At 71.8% G+C, this 15987-nt stretch carries 13 protein-coding genes; 7 read left to right on the forward strand and 6 right to left on the reverse strand.

The window, feature by feature from the left end; all coding sequences use genetic code 11:
* Nucleotides 1-20: 20 nt before the first annotated feature.
* Nucleotides 21-2147 (forward strand): MMPL family transporter, encoded by a 2127-nt coding sequence (locus ACFC1J_RS05180; RefSeq protein ID WP_375903141.1) that lies wholly within the window; start codon nt 21-23, stop codon nt 2145-2147.
* A gap of 225 nt (nt 2148-2372) precedes the next feature.
* On the opposite strand, the gene ACFC1J_RS05185 is transcribed toward ACFC1J_RS05180, so the two are convergent.
* Nucleotides 2373-3161 carry a helix-turn-helix transcriptional regulator gene (locus tag ACFC1J_RS05185; RefSeq protein WP_375903143.1) on the reverse strand — a complete coding sequence of 263 codons (789 nt, stop codon included), beginning with the start codon at nt 3159-3161 and terminating at the stop codon, nt 2373-2375.
* Nucleotides 3162-3299: 138 nt separating this feature from the next.
* Between ACFC1J_RS05185 and ACFC1J_RS05190 the strand changes: the two genes are divergently transcribed.
* Nucleotides 3300-4091 carry a class I SAM-dependent methyltransferase gene (locus ACFC1J_RS05190; protein WP_375903145.1) on the forward strand — a complete coding sequence of 264 codons (792 nt, stop codon included), beginning with the start codon at nt 3300-3302 and terminating at the stop codon, nt 4089-4091.
* A gap of 313 nt (nt 4092-4404) precedes the next feature.
* Here the strand turns inward: ACFC1J_RS05190 and ACFC1J_RS05195 are convergent, their stop codons facing one another.
* Nucleotides 4405-5571, reverse strand: a complete 1167-nt coding sequence (locus ACFC1J_RS05195) for a PQQ-dependent sugar dehydrogenase (RefSeq protein WP_375903631.1) — start codon at nt 5569-5571, stop codon at nt 4405-4407.
* A 281-nt stretch (nt 5572-5852) separates the two neighbouring features.
* Nucleotides 5853-6578, reverse strand: coding sequence for a phosphotransferase (locus tag ACFC1J_RS05200; RefSeq protein WP_375903147.1), 726 nt, complete (start codon nt 6576-6578; stop codon nt 5853-5855).
* Between the two features lie 358 nt (nt 6579-6936).
* Here ACFC1J_RS05200 and ACFC1J_RS05205 point away from each other — a divergent pair, with 358 nt between their 5' ends.
* Nucleotides 6937-7698 (forward strand): SDR family NAD(P)-dependent oxidoreductase, encoded by a 762-nt coding sequence (locus ACFC1J_RS05205; RefSeq protein WP_375903149.1) that lies wholly within the window; start codon nt 6937-6939, stop codon nt 7696-7698.
* A 130-nt stretch (nt 7699-7828) separates the two neighbouring features.
* A complete protein-coding gene (locus ACFC1J_RS05210) occupies nt 7829-8686 on the forward strand; it encodes an SDR family oxidoreductase (RefSeq protein ID WP_375903151.1) in 858 nt (285 codons plus the stop codon).
* A gap of 303 nt (nt 8687-8989) precedes the next feature.
* Here ACFC1J_RS05210 and ACFC1J_RS05215 read toward each other — a convergent pair whose 3' ends face one another.
* On the reverse strand, nt 8990-9580 hold the full coding sequence (locus ACFC1J_RS05215; RefSeq protein WP_375903153.1) for a ribosomal protein L7/L12: 591 nt from the start codon (nt 9578-9580) through the stop codon (nt 8990-8992).
* A 74-nt stretch (nt 9581-9654) separates the two neighbouring features.
* Here ACFC1J_RS05215 and rlmN point away from each other — a divergent pair, with 74 nt between their 5' ends.
* Complete coding sequence (gene rlmN / locus ACFC1J_RS05220) at nt 9655-10908, forward strand: 23S rRNA (adenine(2503)-C(2))-methyltransferase RlmN (RefSeq protein ID WP_375903155.1); 1254 nt, start codon at nt 9655-9657, stop codon at nt 10906-10908.
* A 95-nt stretch (nt 10909-11003) separates the two neighbouring features.
* Here the strand turns inward: rlmN and ACFC1J_RS05225 are convergent, their stop codons facing one another.
* Nucleotides 11004-11480 carry a histidine phosphatase family protein gene (locus ACFC1J_RS05225; RefSeq protein WP_375903157.1) on the reverse strand — a complete coding sequence of 159 codons (477 nt, stop codon included), beginning with the start codon at nt 11478-11480 and terminating at the stop codon, nt 11004-11006.
* Between the two features lie 206 nt (nt 11481-11686).
* Nucleotides 11687-12601, reverse strand: a complete 915-nt coding sequence (locus ACFC1J_RS05230; protein WP_375903159.1) for a LysR family transcriptional regulator — start codon at nt 12599-12601, stop codon at nt 11687-11689.
* 63 nt (nt 12602-12664) lie between these two features.
* Here ACFC1J_RS05230 and ACFC1J_RS05235 point away from each other — a divergent pair, with 63 nt between their 5' ends.
* Nucleotides 12665-13438, forward strand: a complete 774-nt coding sequence (locus tag ACFC1J_RS05235) for a 3-hydroxybutyrate dehydrogenase (RefSeq protein WP_375903161.1) — start codon at nt 12665-12667, stop codon at nt 13436-13438.
* Between the two features lie 389 nt (nt 13439-13827).
* The gene (locus ACFC1J_RS05240; protein WP_375903163.1) at nt 13828-15855 is read left to right on the forward strand and encodes a DUF4407 domain-containing protein; all 2028 of its coding nucleotides are present in this window, start codon (nt 13828-13830) and stop codon (nt 15853-15855) included.
* Nucleotides 15856-15987: the final 132 nt, after the last annotated feature.

The following is a 15987-nucleotide window of genomic DNA, read 5'->3' on the forward strand; positions in this document are numbered from 1 at the left end:
TGCGGCGGTGGACTGGAGGCATGTCAGTTCCCGCTGCGCGCTCGCGCCTCTCCGATGCTCTGACCTCGCGCCGCGGCGCGTGGATCTCGCTCGGGCTCGTCCTTCTTCTCATGGTGCTCCTGTTCGGCGCCTTCGGCTCGGCCAAGGCTCCCGGCGGTAACGCGCAGGCTCCGGCCGCATCGGAGTCGACCAGGGTCTCCGAGCTCCTGAAGACCTTTCCGAACGCCGATCGGCAGTCGGTGCTCGTCGTGGCGTCGCGGGAGGACGGTGCGGCGCTGTCCGAGGCGGACCTGGCGGGGCTGAAGGATCTGGTCCCCGTGCTGGACGCCCGCGCGGCGGCGGATCCGTCGGGACCGGTGGTCAGCGATGACAAGAAGGCTGCGGTGATCATCACCCCGATCACCGCCTCGGACGCGAACGCCGAGAACGCGAAAGCGATCGCCGCGTTGCGCTCCGACGTGGCCGCGCACGCCCCTGACGGCCTCGCGCTGCAGGTGACCGGAGGTCCGGCGTTCGGTGCCGACATCGCTTCATCGTTCGAGGGCGCCGACTTCACCCTGCTGATCGTCACGATCCTCATCGTCGCGATCCTGCTCATCCTGACCTATCGCTCGCCGATCCTGTGGCTGATCCCGCTCGTGGTCGTCGCGCTCGCGGACGGGCTCGCCGGCAGGATGACGGCCGCGGCCGGATCCGCGTGGGGCCTGCAGTTCGACGCGGGCATCATCAGCGTGCTCGTGTTCGGCGCGGGCACGAACTACGCGCTGCTGCTGATCTCGCGCTATCGCGAAGAACTCCTGCGGGAGTCCGATCACCGCCGCGCGCTCAGCACCGCCTGGCGGAAGACGGCGCCCGCGATCGTCGCGTCGAACGTGACCGTGGTGCTGGCGCTCCTGACGCTGGTGCTCGCGGTCATCCCCGGCACGCACGGGCTCGGGATCTCCTCGGCGATCGGCCTGTTGATCGCACTCGGGTCGGTGCTGTTCCTGCTGCCGCCGCTGCTCGCGGTCTGCGGGCCGAAGGTGTTCTGGCCGTTCGTGCCGCGCCCCGGCGAGCAGCGGAGGCAGGGACGGGTCTGGCGCGGGATTGCTGGCGGCGTCGTGAAGCGCCCTGCCGCGGCGCTGCTCGCGGGCGGCACCCTGCTGGCGGTGATGACCGCGGGCCTGTTCGGCACCTCGGTCGGGCTCGACCAGGTGGAGAAGTTCCGGGTGCCCTCGGAGTCAGCGGCGGGGCTCGAGGTGTTCTCGGCGCACTTCCCCGCAGGTGAGGCGCAGCCGATCCTCGTGGTGGCGGACAGTGCCGAGGCCGACGCGGTCGTCGCCGCGGCGGAGGGGGTCGCGGGCGTCGTGCGCGTGCAGCCGGTCGGCACGACCGAGGACGGCGACCTCACGAAGATCATGGTGACCAGCGAATACGGCCCCAGCACCGAGAAGAGCCTGGACCAGATCACCGCGCTGCGCGATGCCGTGCACGCCGTGCCGGACGCGCACGCCCTCGTCGGCGGGGCGGTCGCGACCGATCTCGACGCCCGAACCGGCAACCAGCAGGACCTGCTGCTCATCGCGCCCCTCGTGCTGCTCGTGAGCTTCCTCGTGCTGCTGATCCTGTTGCGCTCGGTCGTGGCGCCCGTGCTCCTGCTCGTGGTGAACCTCGCCAGCGCGCTCGCCGCGATCGGGGCGGGGGCGTGGCTGAGTCGGGTGCTGTTCGGTCAGCACGCGCTCGATCTGCAGGTCCCGCTGCTCGCGTTCCTGTTCCTCGTCGCACTGGGCATCGACTACACGATCTTCCTCGTGCACCGCGCCCGTGCCGAGGCCGCGGAGCACGGCACGAGGGCGGGGATGGTCGAAGCGATCGCGCACACCGGCGGCGTGATCACGAGTGCGGGCATCGTGCTGGCTGCGGTCTTCGCCGCGCTCGGCGTGCTGCCCCTGGTGACCCTGGGCCAGCTCGGCCTGATCGTCGGCGTCGGCGTGATCGTGGACACGCTCGTGGTGCGGACCGTGATCGTGCCCGCGATCTTCGCCCTCGTCGGCGATCGGATCTGGTGGCCCGGCCGGCTGAGGCGCTCGCCGCGGGCGACGGTGTCCGCGGACGCGGGCGTTGAGGATCCGGATCCGGATCTGGTCTTCTCTCCCGAAGGTCGTTGAGCGAAGACGGGAGGCGCCCCCGGGGTCGTTGAGCGAAGACGCCGAAGGCGACTGAGACGAAACGCGGTGCGCTGACGGACTCGATCCGCGAGCGCACCGCGTTTCGTCTCGCTTCGCTCGCTCAACGACCTCAGGTCTCGCTTCGCTCGCTCGACGACCTCAGGTCTCGCTTCGCTCGCTCGACGACCCCGGGGGAGCACAGCGGCGAAGCGACCGTCCTGGCCGTCAGACGGCGGGGAGCCAGAGGGTCATCCGCATGCCGTCCTCGGGGAGGTGCAGCACCTCGTAGCGGCGGGCGGTGACGGTGCCATCGGCGGAGCGCACGTGCGTGATGTCGCCGCGCCGGCGCTGCACGAGGTGACCGCTCCACCAGGTCCGGAACAGCGGGCTCTCGGTGCTCAGTTCCTCGACGAGGGCGGAGAGCTGCGGATCCTGCAGATCGTCCACGTTGGCGGCACGGAGGTGCGCGACGGCACCGCGGGCCAGTTCTTCCCACTCGACGAACGTCTCCCGGGCGCGCGGATCGAGCAGCAGGGAGCGGCACGTGTTGCGCTGCGCGGGCGGGAGATCGGCGAGCCCCTCGTGAAGTGCGAGCCCCTCGGGGTTCGCTGCGACGACCGTGCTGAGCCGGTCCAGCACGTAGGCCGGGTTGGGGCGCACAGCGTCGACGAGCATCGTCATGCGGGCTACCAGAGTGGCGGCGGCGGCGGGCGGATCCGCGGGCTCGGGGCGTGCGGCCCCGGGGTGGGCGTCGCGCAGCCGGTGCAAGTGGTGGGTCGCATCCTGGTCGAGTCGGAGCGCACGGGCGAGGGCGTCGAGCACGGCGTCGCTGGGGTGCGTCTCGCGTCCCTGCTCGAGGCGCGTGTAGTAGTCGGCGCTGATGCCGGCGGAGGTCGCGACCTCCTCGCGGCGCAGGCCCGTGGTGCGGCGGCGCCCGCCCGGTCGCGGCGCCTCCGTCTGCAGCCGGGCGTCGGTGCGCCGGGCGCGGAGGAAGTCTCCGAGTGCGTTCGACATCCGCGGCCTCCTGGCTCCTCCGCATCGGCGGGCGCCGCCGAACGAGGGTGCGGCGCTCCTAGGAAGACTACGGTCTTCCGCACGGTGCGCCGAACCGGAACGCTGGGGATCCAAGACCCCCGAAACAGAGGAGAGCCGATGGCCGCCTACACCCACGGACACCACGATTCCGTGCTGCGATCGCATCGCTGGCGCACGGCGCAGAACTCGGCCGCGCACCTGCTGCCGCACCTGCGCCCGACGGATCGCCTTCTCGACGTGGGTGCGGGACCCGGCACGATCACCGCGGATCTCGCGGGGCTGGTGGCCGAGGTCGTGGCCACGGAGGTCGGCGCGGAGGAGCTGCAGCTCAGCCGCACCACCGCGGCCGAGCGCGGCGTGACGAACATCGAGTTCCGCGTCGCCGATGTACACGCCCTGGACTTCCCGGACGACAGCTTCGACGTGACCCACGCGCATCAGGTGCTGCAGCACGTCGCGGATCCGGTGCAGGCCCTGCGGGAGCTGGCCAGGGTGACCAAGCCCGGCGGGGTCATCGCGGTGCGCGACAGCGATTACGGCGGCTTCCGGTGGTGGCCCGCCCTGCCGGCGCTGGACACCTGGCTCGACCTCTACCGCACCGCGGCGCACGCGAACGGGGGTGAGCCGGATGCTGGCCGGGTGCTGCTGTCATGGGCGCACGCGGCGGGGCTCACGGACGTCGTGGCGACCTCGAGCACCTGGTGCTACGCGAACGCCGAGGACCGCGCCTGGTGGGGCGGCATGTGGGCGGACCGGATCCTCGATTCCGCGATCGCGCCCCAGCTGCTGGACGCGGGAGCAGCGACGCGCGCCGACCTGCAGCGCGTCAGCGACGGCTGGCGTGAGTGGGCGGCGAGCGAAGACGGCTGGCTCTCGGTCCTCCATGGCGAGATCCTCTGCCGCGTCTGACCCGCCCCCTGGGCCTCGTTCGAGTCGTCCCCGTGAGCCCTTTCGAGTCGTCCCCGTGAGCCTTTCGAGTCGTCCCCGTGAGCGCACGACATGGGCTCCGCTGGCGGGGACGACGCGGAGGGGGAGAAGTCTGAACCCCGAGTCGTCCCTGTGAGCGCACGCCATGGGGTCCGCTGGTGGGGACGACGCGAAGGGAAGGGGAGAGTGCCCCGGGTGTCGAGAGTGCCCTCGGTGGGTCGGCCCCACTTCCGAGTCGTCCCCATAGGCGCGCCCCAGGGGCTCCGCTGGTGGGGACGACTCGAAAGGTGGAGAGTCAGGGGCGAGGGGCGGCGGCGAGGGGGAGCTGGAGCAGGCGGTCGTCGGTGTCGCCGGGGGAGCCGCGGCCGTCGGTGTTGTTCGTGAGCGCCCAGAGCGCACCGTTCGGGGCAGCCACGACATCGCGCAGGCGGCCGAACTCGCCGGTGTACGCGGCCTGCGGCTGCGGATCCGGGGACCTCGTGTCGAGCGTCCACAGCCGCTCGCCGCGCAGGCCCGCGACGTAGACGACGTCGTCGACGATCGCGATGCCGCTCGGGCTGGCCTCCGACGGCCGCCAGGTCACCACCGGATCGATCGCGTCGGCGGCGCCGGCGCGGCCCTCGTGATCGGGCCAGCCGTAGTCGCCGCCGGGCTGGATGCGGTTCAGCTCGTCCCAGGTGTCCTGCCCGAACTCGCTCGCCCACAGGGTCCCCGCGCTGTCCCACGCCAGGCCCTGCACGTTGCGGTGCCCGAGGCTGTACACCGCCGTGCCGAACGGATTGCCCGGCGCGGCCCGGCCCGCGGGCGTGAGCCGGAGGATCTTGCCGCCCAGGTCGTCGCGGTCCCGCGCGCCATCGCGCTGCCCGGCGTCGCCGGTCCCGACGTAGAGCATCCCGTCCGGGCCGAACGCGATCCGCCCGCCGTCGTGGTTCCCGGCCCGGGGGATGCCGGCGAACACGACCTCCGCCGTTGCGGGATCGAACCGCAGCGCGCCGGGATCGCCGGTGAGACGCAGCCGCACCACGCGGTTGTCGGTGGCGGTCGCGTGATACGCGTAGAGCCACCGCATCCGGCCGTCCTCGTGGATCGCGAGCCCGTTCAGACCCGCCTCGCCGCCCGAGGCCACGCCGGGGACCGTGCCCACCTCGTGCGCGCCTCCGGTCGGGGTCCACTCGAGCACGCGCCCGTCGTCCCGCTGCGAGATGAGCGCTCCGGATCCGATCGGCACGACCGACCAGGGTGCGACGAACCCGGTCGCGAGGACCGAGGGCGAAGACGGCGCAGAAGTCGAGGACGAGGACGACGGGGGCTGCGAGGACGCGACGGGCCCGGTCGGAGTTCCCGTCACGGTCGAGGCGGTCGTCGGCGCGCAGGCCGCCAGCGCGCCGGCGGCGAGCGCGGTCGCGAGCAGGGCGGCGACGGGCCCGGAGCGCGCCCCTGCCCGCCGTGGGGACCCGCTCATGGTCACCGCCCGATGCTCTCGTGCATCCTCTCAGGATCCTCGCCGCCGGGGATTCCCGCCAGAGCCGGCGCACCGCGCCCAGGCCGTGCCGGTTGGGCCGGCGCACCCCGCGCCCCAGACCCGCCGGCCGGCCTCCACTTCCGAGTCGTCCCCACGAGCGCACGCCATAGCGTCCGTTGACAGGGACGACCCGGAAGTGGGGGAGCCGGAACGCCGAGTCGTCCCCATGAGCGCACGCTATGGCGTCCGCTGGCAGGGACGACTCGGAAGTGGGAGGGAGGTCAGGTCGCGTCCCAGAGGTCGCGATAGTAGGCGAGACGCTCGCGATCCGGATCCACGCCGTACGCCTCGATCAGGAGGTCCTCGTATCCGGGGCCGTAGTTCCACTCGGTGCTCATCGAGGCGACCGCGATGTCGGCCCAGCGGTCGGCGGTCCCGAGCGCGGCGAGGTCGACGTGCGCGATGCCGTGGCCGGCGTCGTCGAGCAGGGTGTTCGGCACGCACGCGTCGCCGTGGCAGACGACGAGACGGTCGATCGACGGGGGCGTATGGAGGCGCTCCGGCACGACGATCCCGCGCTCTGCGGCGTTCGCGATCCGATCCTCGACGCTCCAGCTCCACGGGCATTCCTCGGCCGGCAGCGTGTCGTGCAGCTGACGCAGCGCCGATCCGACGGCGCGTACGGCGATCTCGGGCCGCGCGATCCAGGACGGATCCACGGCGCTGAGGCCGGGGATCGACGAGGTCACGAGCCATTCGTGCGTGCTGTCCTCGCCCTGGTCCAGGACGTGCGGCGCCAGGGTCCAGGCGCCCGCCCAGCGCATCCGCTCCGCCTCCGCGCGCATCGTTGTCTCACGGTGGCGCGGGCCCCACTTGACGAATCTCCCGTCGTCGGTGCGGAAGGTGAGCCCGCCGATCCCGTTCTCCCACACCGGGGTGAGTGCGGCGGATCCGGCCAGCTCCCTCACGCGATCGGGAACCTTCACCTCGTCGACGGGGATGCTCATGCATTCATCCTGCCCGCACGAGAGGCTGCCCGCACGAGAGGGTGCCCGCACGAGAGGGAAGGAGAGCCGGCGACGCCGACTCCCCCCTGTCATGATGGACTCCTTCCGTACGTCGCGGGTGCGACGTCGATGCGGCGCAGGTGCGACCGCGAGATCACGGCAGGTAGGGGGCCACAGTGCGGGGCCGTAGGCTCGCCTCACGACGATCCCCGCCATCGGCGCCGTCGGATCTCCGATCCCGGCGTCAGCAGAGTGCGTGCGGGGTGAGACGCGGACTCACGTAAGCTGAGACTCAGTCGCAGGCCTCGGAAGAGGCCGTGCCGTCTCACGGAACAGAGCTGTTCGAAAGGAGTGGGCAATGCAGATCCAGGGATCCGGAGCCCTTGTCACCGGCGGTGCCTCGGGGCTCGGCCTCGCCACCGCGCGCCGCCTCGCCGCCGCCGGTGCGACCGTCACGATCATCGACCTGCCGAACTCGAAGGGCGCGGAGATCGCGGAGGAGCTGGGCGGCGTCTTCGCCCCGGCGGACGTGACGAGCCCCTCTGAGGTCGCCGCGGCCGTCGCCGCCGCGCAGGCCGCGGCGCCGCTGCGCATCGTGGTGAACTGCGCCGGCATCGCCCCGCCGGCGAAGGTGCTGGACCGCGACGGCAACCCCGCCGACCTCGCCGGCTTCGAGCGGATCGTGCGGATCAATCTCGTGGGAACGTTCAACGTGATCTCGCAGGCCTCTGCGGTCATCTCCACCAACGAGCCTCTGGACGGCGGTGACCGCGGCGTCATCGTGAACACGGCGAGCGTCGCGGCGTTCGACGGTCAGATCGGACAGCCCGCGTACTCCGCCTCGAAGGGGGGCGTGCACGCGATGACGCTGCCGATCGCGCGCGAGCTCGCCCGCTACGGGATCCGCGTGTGCACGATCGCCCCCGGGATCATGGAGACCCCGATGCTCGCGGGCCTGCCGCAGGCCGCGCAGGACTCGCTCGGCGAGCAGGTGCCGTACCCTGCCCGCCTCGGCCGTCCCGACGAGTATGCCTCGCTCGTGCAGCAGATCGTCGAGAACGGCTACCTGAACGGCGAGACGATCCGCCTCGACGGCGCGATCCGGATGGCGCCGAAGTAAGCGGATCCGGATCCCGACCGCGCTCTCCCGCTCAGGTCGCGATATCTGCTCTTCAGGGACGCCGCGTGGAGCAGAAAGTGCGACCTGAACGTCGACACCCCGCCCGCCGACCTACGAACCCGAGGAAGACATGACCGAGACTGCGTTGACCACCGACAGGCCCCTCGCGGGCAAGACCATCCTGATGTCCGGCGGCAGCCGGGGCATCGGCCTCGCGATCGCCCTGCGCGCGGCGGCCGACGGCGCCAACATCGCGCTGCTGGCGAAGACGGACACCCCGCATCCGAAGCTCGAGGGCACGATCCACACCGCCGCCGAGCAGATCCGCGCGGCCGGCGGTCGCGCCCTGCCCATCCTCGGCGACGTGCGCGACGACGAGAGCGTGACCGAGGCCGTGCTGAAGACGCAGGGCGAGTTCGGCGGCATCGACATCGTCGTCAACAACGCGAGCGTGATCGACCTGTCCGGATCCCTCGATCTCGCCGCCAAGAAGTACGACCTCATGCAGGACGTCAACGTGCGCGGCACGTTCATGCTGTCCCGCGCCGCAGTGCCGGTGCTCAAGGACGCCCCGAACCCGCACATCCTGTCGCTGTCGCCGCCGCTCAACATCACGCCGCGGTGGCTCGGCGCGCACACCGGATACACGCTCGCGAAGTACGGGATGACGATGGCGACGCTCGGTCTCGCGGCCGAGTTCGCGACCGATGGCATCGCCGCCAACACGCTGTGGCCGCGCACGACGATCGCGACGGCCGCGGTGCAGTTCGCGCTCGGCGGCGACCGGATGATGAAGGTGAGCCGCACGCCCCAGGTGTATGCGGACGCCGCTCACGCGGTCCTCGCCCAGCCGGCCCGCGATTACTCCGGGCAGACCCTCATCGTGGAGGACGTGCTCGAGGCCGCAGGCGTCACGGACTTCTCCGGCTACGCCGCGGTGCCCGGCACCCCCGACGACCAGCTGTTCCCGGACATCTTCCTGGACTGAGAGGATCCGGATCCGGATCCGTTGACATGACGGATCCGGATCCGCGCGAGACGCGCCTCGGAATCCGAGGCGCGTCTCTGCGTTCGGGGCCCGGCTCAGGCCTCGTCGATCGCGGCGACGATGCCGCGGTAGCCGCTGTAGCCGCGGGAGGCGGCGAGGTCGCACGGCAGAGGCGGGAAGCTGGGCAGGGAAATGGCATACCACGCGATCGTGAACGGCGAGGAGGTCGACGTCTGGTACGACTGTCGGGATCCGTCCGATGAGAACCGGATCGTGATCCGTCGGCGGGGGTGAGAAGGCGACTCAGCGCCAGGACTCGACGGCGTTCTTGGAGTCCTTCAAACCGAGGCCGGTGGCTTCGCGCAGCAGCTTGATCGCCGCGATCTTCTGCTCTGCGGCGATGAGACGGCCGATCTCGGCGCGCACGTTCGGATCGAGGTGCGCGATCGCGTCGGCCGCGGAAAGCTCGCCGGCGTACGAGGGCGCTCCGGCAGGGCGGGAGTCGGATCGGGTGAGCGAGACAGGGGCCGAGGTCATCGTGTCGCGTGCCGACGGAACCCAGACGTCGATCTGGTTCTTCGCTTCGCGCAGGGAGAGGCCGGAGTGCTCGCGCAGCACCTTGATCGCGGAGATCTTCTGATCGGCGGCGACCAGTGCGTCGATCTCCGCGATGACGGAAGGGGCGAGCGGGCCGGGCGCCGCCGACCGAGACTCGCTGCGCGTCGAGGCCGCGGCGGCCGCCGCGGTCATGGCGGGAGCGGCGGATGACGGTGTCGCGAGAGCGGTCCTCAGCGGCTCCGGCGCCTTCGGCCGGATCGCGCGAAGGGTCACGGCGATCGCGACGAAGAGGATGACGATCACGCCGGCGAGGAGGATCCAGATCCAGAGGTCCATTCCGCCAGCGTAGGGGCGGATCCGCCGAGCCGCGCCCAGCGCCTTCGCACCTTGCAGGCTCTACCCTGGAAGACATGTCCGAGACTCCTGCGTCCGCCCGCTCCGGCGCGCCCGCGAAGCGCGCCGCCCAGGTGCGCCCCGCCACCGAAGGATGGACGCAGAAGAAGGACGCCGAAGGGCGCCCGCTGCTGCAGTTCGCCAGCCCCAAGCGGGGCAAGCCCCCGGTGCACCTCGCCGACCTCACGCCCGCCGAGCGCGTCGAGAAGGTCAAGGAGCTGGGCCTGCCCGGATTCCGCGCCAAGCAGCTCGCGACGCACTACTTCACGCACTACACCTCGGATCCGGCGCAGATGACGGATCTGCCCGCGGGTCAGCGCGACGAGCTCGTCGCGGGGATGCTGCCGCCGCTGCTCACCGAGGTACGGCGCCTGGAGACCGACCGCGGGGACACGATCAAGTTCCTCTGGCGCCTGCACGACGGCGCGCTCGTCGAGTCGGTGCTCATGCGCTACCCGGGCCGCATCACGCTGTGCGTGTCGAGCCAGGCGGGCTGCGGCATGAACTGCCCGTTCTGCGCCACGGGCCAGGCCGGGCTCACGCGCAACATGTCGACGGCCGAGATCGTGGAGCAGATCGTGCGCGCCAACCGCCTCATCGCGGAGGGCGGACTCGGCGGCAAGAAGGCCGACGACCACTCCATGGAGCGCGTGTCGAACATCGTGTTCATGGGGATGGGCGAGCCGCTCGCGAACTACAAGCGCGTGATGGATGCGGTGCGTGCGATGGTCGCTCCCCAGCCCGAGGGACTCGGCATGAGCGCCCGCGGCATCACGGTGTCGACGGTGGGGCTGGTCCCGGCGATCAACAAGCTCGCCGACGAGGACATCCCCGTCACGTTCGCGCTCTCCCTGCACGCGCCCGACGACCAGCTCCGCGACGAGCTCATCCCGGTGAACTCGCGGTGGAAGGTCGACGAGGCGCTCGATGCCGCGCGCCGGTACTTCGAGAAGACGGGACGTCGCGTCTCGATCGAGTACGCGCTGATCAAGGACATGAACGATCACCCCTGGCGCGCCGACCTCCTCGCGGAGAAGCTCAACGCCCGCGGCCGCGGCTGGGTGCACGTGAATCCGATCCCGCTGAACCCGACCCCCGGATCCATCTGGACCGCGTCGGAGAAGGACGTGCAGGACGAGTTCGTCCGCCGTCTCAACGACGCCGGCATCCCGACGACCCTCCGCGACACCCGCGGCAAGGAGATCGACGGGGCCTGCGGTCAGCTCGTCGCGACCACCGAGGACGAGGCCGCCGCCGCAGCGATGGCCTGATTCTCCACTTCCGAGTCGTCCCCGTCAGCGGCGCCGATGGCGTCCCGCTGGCGGGGACGACTCGCAGGTGGAGGGAGCGTGGGGCGGGGCCTGGGTCAGTCTCGGGGGGTGCGCAGGCGGAGCAGGGAGCCGGATCCGTCGATCAGCTCGGACCAGGAGGCGACGTCGACCGCGCACTCCGCGATCGCGCACGTCGGGAACTCCACGAAGAATCCGGTGAGCTCGGCCACCGCGTCCGCCATCCCGGGGTTGTGGCCCACCAGCATCGCGACCTCGACAGCATCCGGGAGGGCGGACGCGACCGCGAGGATCGTGCGGGCGGATGCCGCGTAGAGCGCGGTCTCCTCGACGACGGCGAGCTCGAACGCCGCCGCGTACTCGTCGGCCGTGCTGCGCGCGCGGATCGCGCTGCTCGACACGATCCGCTGCAGGCCCACGCCGTCGTCGCGCAGCCGCCGGGCCATCATCGGGGTGTCTCGGCGGCCGCGGGCGTTCAGCGGCCGGTCGTGATCGCGCAGACCCGCCGTCTCCCAGTCGGACTTCGCATGGCGCGCCAGCAGCAGGGTCTTCACCCTCCCCAGCGTGCCACCAGGCGAGCACCGACGCACGCCCGCGCGCCTTCGTGCTTCGCGTCGTCCCCGTGAGGGGAGCCTCTGGGGTGCGCTGGTGGGGACGAGTCGAAGTGGGGCGCGGGCGCGTCCTCCCCTACTTCGGGTCGTCCCTGTGAGGGGAACCTCTGGGGTGCGCTGGCGGGGACGACGCGAAAGGAGGGGTCGCGCTACGGGCGAATGCCGAGCAGGAGCGGGCGCACTTCGGCGAGCCGGGTCTGGAGCGCCTCGAGGAACGCCGCGATCGCGGGCTGGTTCAGCGCCTCGGGGCGTGCGATGAGCCAGTACGGCAGCCGTTCGTCGATCTCGTCCGACAGCACGCGCACCAGATCCTCGTGCCGATCTGCGAGGAACGCGGGCAGCAGCCCGAAGCCCGCGCCGCCGCGGGTGGCGTCGACGTGCACGTACACGTTCGTGCTCGCGACGGCGTCGATCATGCCCGGAACCGCCCGCCGCGCGTCGTCGAGGGAGTCGACGTGCAGCATCGACTCGATGAAGTAGACGAGCGGCTGTCCGGCGAGCTCCTCCGGATCCCGGGGCGTCGGATGCTCGCGCAGCCAGTCGCGGCTCGCGTACAGGCCGAGCGCGTAGTCGGCCAGGTGGATCGCGCGCGCTCGCCGCACCTGGGGGCGTCCCACCACGACTTCGAGGTCGGCACCCGTGCGCTGATGCGAGGCCTGCCGGGTGCCCGTGATGAGCTCCAGCTGCACCTCGGGGTGGGAGCGCCGCAGAGCGGCCATCGCGGGGGCGGCCACGAATCCGCTGAAGCCGTCCGTCGCGGAGAGCCGGATCAGCCCTCCGATCCGCGCGGTGTCCCCGCCGTCCAGGCGTCCGAGTGCTCGTTCCACGCCCTCGGCTGCGGCCAGGGCGCGGGAGCCGAGTGGAGTGAGTTCCCACCCCGCGCCCTCACGCGAGAGCACGCGTCCGCCGAGCTGCGCCTCGAGCGCGGCGATGCGGCGCGCGATCGTGGTGTGATTCAGCCCGAGCTGGGCTCCGGCGGCGGTGAACCGGCCGCTGCGCGCGACGGCGAGCAGCACGAGGAGGTCGTCCGCGCTGAGCGGCGGTGCGGGGAAGTGCGCGTCCATCTGTGCAGTTTTGCATAGCCGGATCCTCTTCCGTCGTGCGTGGGGGTGAACTACCGTGCAGGCATGGCAGCGCAGCGAACCCCGGGACCCGACACCGATCTCCGGGGGCGCACCGCCCTCGTCACAGGAGCGGGAAGCGGCATCGGGGCCGCGTGCGCCAGGGCGCTCGCGCGGGACGGGGCGCACGTGCTGCTGCTGGACCGCGACGCGGAGGGGGCCGCCGCGGTGGCCGCGGAGATCGGCGGCGAGGCCCTGCCGATCGACCTCGGCGACCTGGATGTACTCGCGGCGCGCACCTTCGACGCCGACATCCTCGTGAACAACGCGGGGCTGCAGACCGTCGCGCCCATCGTCGAGTTCGACCCCATGATGTTCCGGCGGATGCTCGACATCATGGTCACGGCGCCGTTCCTGCTCATCCGGGCCGTGCTGCCAGGCATGTACGCCCGGGGGTGGGGGCGGATCGTCAACATCAGCTCCGTGCACGGACTGCGCGCGAGCGAGTTCAAGTCGGCCTACGTCACCGCCAAGCACGCGCTGGAGGGGCTCTCCAAGGTGACCGCGCTCGAGGGCGGTCCGTCTGGCGTGACGAGCAACTGCATCAATCCGGGGTACGTCAACACGCCCCTCGTGCAGAAGCAGATCGCGGATCAGGCCCGCACGCACGGCATCCCCGAGACCGACGTCATCGAGAAGGTCATGCTCGTCGAGTCGGCGATCAAGCGACTGCTCGAGCCCGACGAGGTCGCAGATCTGGCCCGATGGCTGTGCGGCCCGACCGCGGGCGCGGTCACCGGCGCGTCGTACACGATGGACGGCGGATGGAGCGCACGGTGACCAGCGACGGGGTGACCGGCGGCGGGCGTGCCCGCGCGGAATCCGGGTGGCGCGTGATCCGCGTCGTCCCCGTCAGAGGACCCTATGGCGTGCGCTGACGGGGACGACTCGGAGGTGGAGACGGCTTGGCCGGCGACGCGGATCCGCCCGGGGCGGGTCGGGCGGTTGCCGGGGCCGGGCCGGGGTCAGGCGGTGGTGGTGGCCGGCGCGGGAGCGCGGTCGATCGGATGCTGCCTGCTTCCGCGTCGTCCCCATGAACGGACCCCATAGCGTGCGCTGGCGGGGACGACTCGAAGATGGAGGGTCCATAGGCGGCGCTTCGGATCCGTCCGGCGTGCGCCCAGGGTTCGCCCACCGCTCTTACAGGCGGGTTTTCGTACGGTAGAGGGATGTCCTATTCCGCCCACCGCCCCGGCCGCATGGATTCCCAGGGCCGGATCGCCTTCGACGTCGATGGACAGCCCGACCCCGCGAACCCCGCCGGCCCGACCGCCGAGGACCCGTTCATCTTCGTGCGCGACTACACCCCGAGCGGATCCGATCCCGCCGAGGCGGCGACCGGATCCGGTCCCGCCGCAGAGGCGTCGACCGCTCCGATCGAGCCCGTCGCCCCACCGGTGCCGGAGCCCGCGCAGCCGTCCGCGGCGGAGTCCGACCCCGCGACCCGGATCGAGGACCTGTTCGCCGCGGCCGAGGAGCCTGCCGCGCAGTCGGAGCCGCAGTCGGCCCCTGTCCCCGAGCCCGGCCCCGTCGTCGCCGCGCCCGCGCCGGCCGCGGCCATGCCCCCGAAGCAGCCCAAGCCTCCGAAGCAGCCGCGCGAGCCTCGCCCGCAGGGCTGGTTCTGGCGCCGGCTGGCGATCCTCGGCGGCGCCGACGGTGCGATCCTCGACCGCGTGCCCACCGAGCAGCCGCGCTTCGTGCAGATGTTCTTCGTGCTCGCGGGCACCGCGCTGGTGTCTGCGCTCTCGATGCTGTTCGCCCTGACCACGGGCGTGCAGGTACTGGTCTGGCTGGCCGTGCCGCTCGCGATCGTCTGGGCGCTGCTGATCTTCAACCTCGACCGCTTCCTCACCTCGACGATGCGCTCGACCCGCAACCTCTGGCGGCTCCTGGGCCTCGCGATCCCGCGTGTGCTGATGGCCGCGATCATCGGGTTCGTCGTCGCCGAGCCGATCGTGCTGCAGGCGTTCCACAACGACATCGCCCGCGAGGTCACCGCGACCAACCTGGTGCAGGCGCAGTCCGATCAGAAGGCCGTGACCAGCGGTCCGGAGAAGAAGGCGCTCGACGCCGCCTCCGCCCGCCTCACCGACCTGCAGAATCAGGCCTCGACCGGCATCGTGAAGGGCACCTCCAGCGACTCCGCCTCGCAGAAGGCGGCGCAGGACACGGTCACCAAGATCACGGGCCAGATGACGGATCAGCAGAAGGTCATCGACCAGGCGCGTGCGCTCTACCAGTGCGAGCTCACCGGAGAGGGCGCCGGCACGGTCCCCGGCTGCACCGGCGTGCAGGGCGACGGCGCGAGCTCGGACGCCGCGAAGTCGCAGCTCGACCAGGCGCAGCAGACCTACGACGCGCTCGCCGCGCAGCTGCGTCAGGCCAACACCGACCTGGAGTCGGCGGACAGCTCGTCGAAGTCGGCGACCTCGGCCTCCGAGGCGCAGAACCGCCAGCAGGCGAAGGACCAGATCCCTGCCGCCGAGCAGGCGTACAAGACCGCGCTCGACGCGTACAACGCGCGCGCGGCGTCCGTGGCCGGCACGAACGCCGGTGCGGTGGGCCTGCTCAGCCAGATCTCGGCGCTCGACCGCCTCTCCGCGAAGGAGCCCGTGCTGGGCTTCGCGCACTGGCTGATCGCCGCGCTGTTCTTCATGATCGAGCTGCTGCCGGTCATCGTGAAGGTGCTGACCAGCTGGGGCGATCCGTCCCTCTACGAGAAGGCCGAGGCGATCGCGAAGCAGGTCGAGCTCGACCGGGTCACGTCGAAGGGCTACCGCGACCGCGCCGCGATCATCGCCGAAGAGTCGAGGCACCGCGCCTTCGCCGACGCGCACGAGGCCGAGACGGCCGCCGCAGCGGATCCGGATCCCGAAGCGGTGAACGCGGCGGATCCGGATCCCGTTCCGGCCGCGGCGCCCGTGCAGCCTGCCCCCGCAGTCCCCGCGGCCTCCCCCGAGACCGCGCCCACGACCGCCCTCCCCACGGTCGCGCAGGCCGCCCCGTCCGCGCACCCGGCTCCGTCTGCTCCGCCCGCGCCGTCCGGCGCACCCTCGTGGCCGGTGCCCGCCCATCCTGGCGTCGCGTCCGCGCATCCGGCCCCGGCCTCGGCGCATCCTGCTTCGTCGTCGGCGCACCCGGTGGCACCCGCCCCGCAGCCCGCGCCGCCGACCGCGCCCGACGACGCCCGCGTCTGACCCACGCAGACGCCTGTCGACCTCGTTCCCGTCGCAGAATCTGTCGTTCTGACGGCGCTTGAGCGGCAGAAATCGCGACGGGAACATGGGGTTCCGACGAGAATCGCGACCCGACGTAGGAGCCGGCAGCCG

It is taken from the genome of Microbacterium sp. NPDC056052, from assembly GCF_042266785.1.
Taxonomy (GTDB): domain Bacteria; phylum Actinomycetota; class Actinomycetes; order Actinomycetales; family Microbacteriaceae; genus Microbacterium.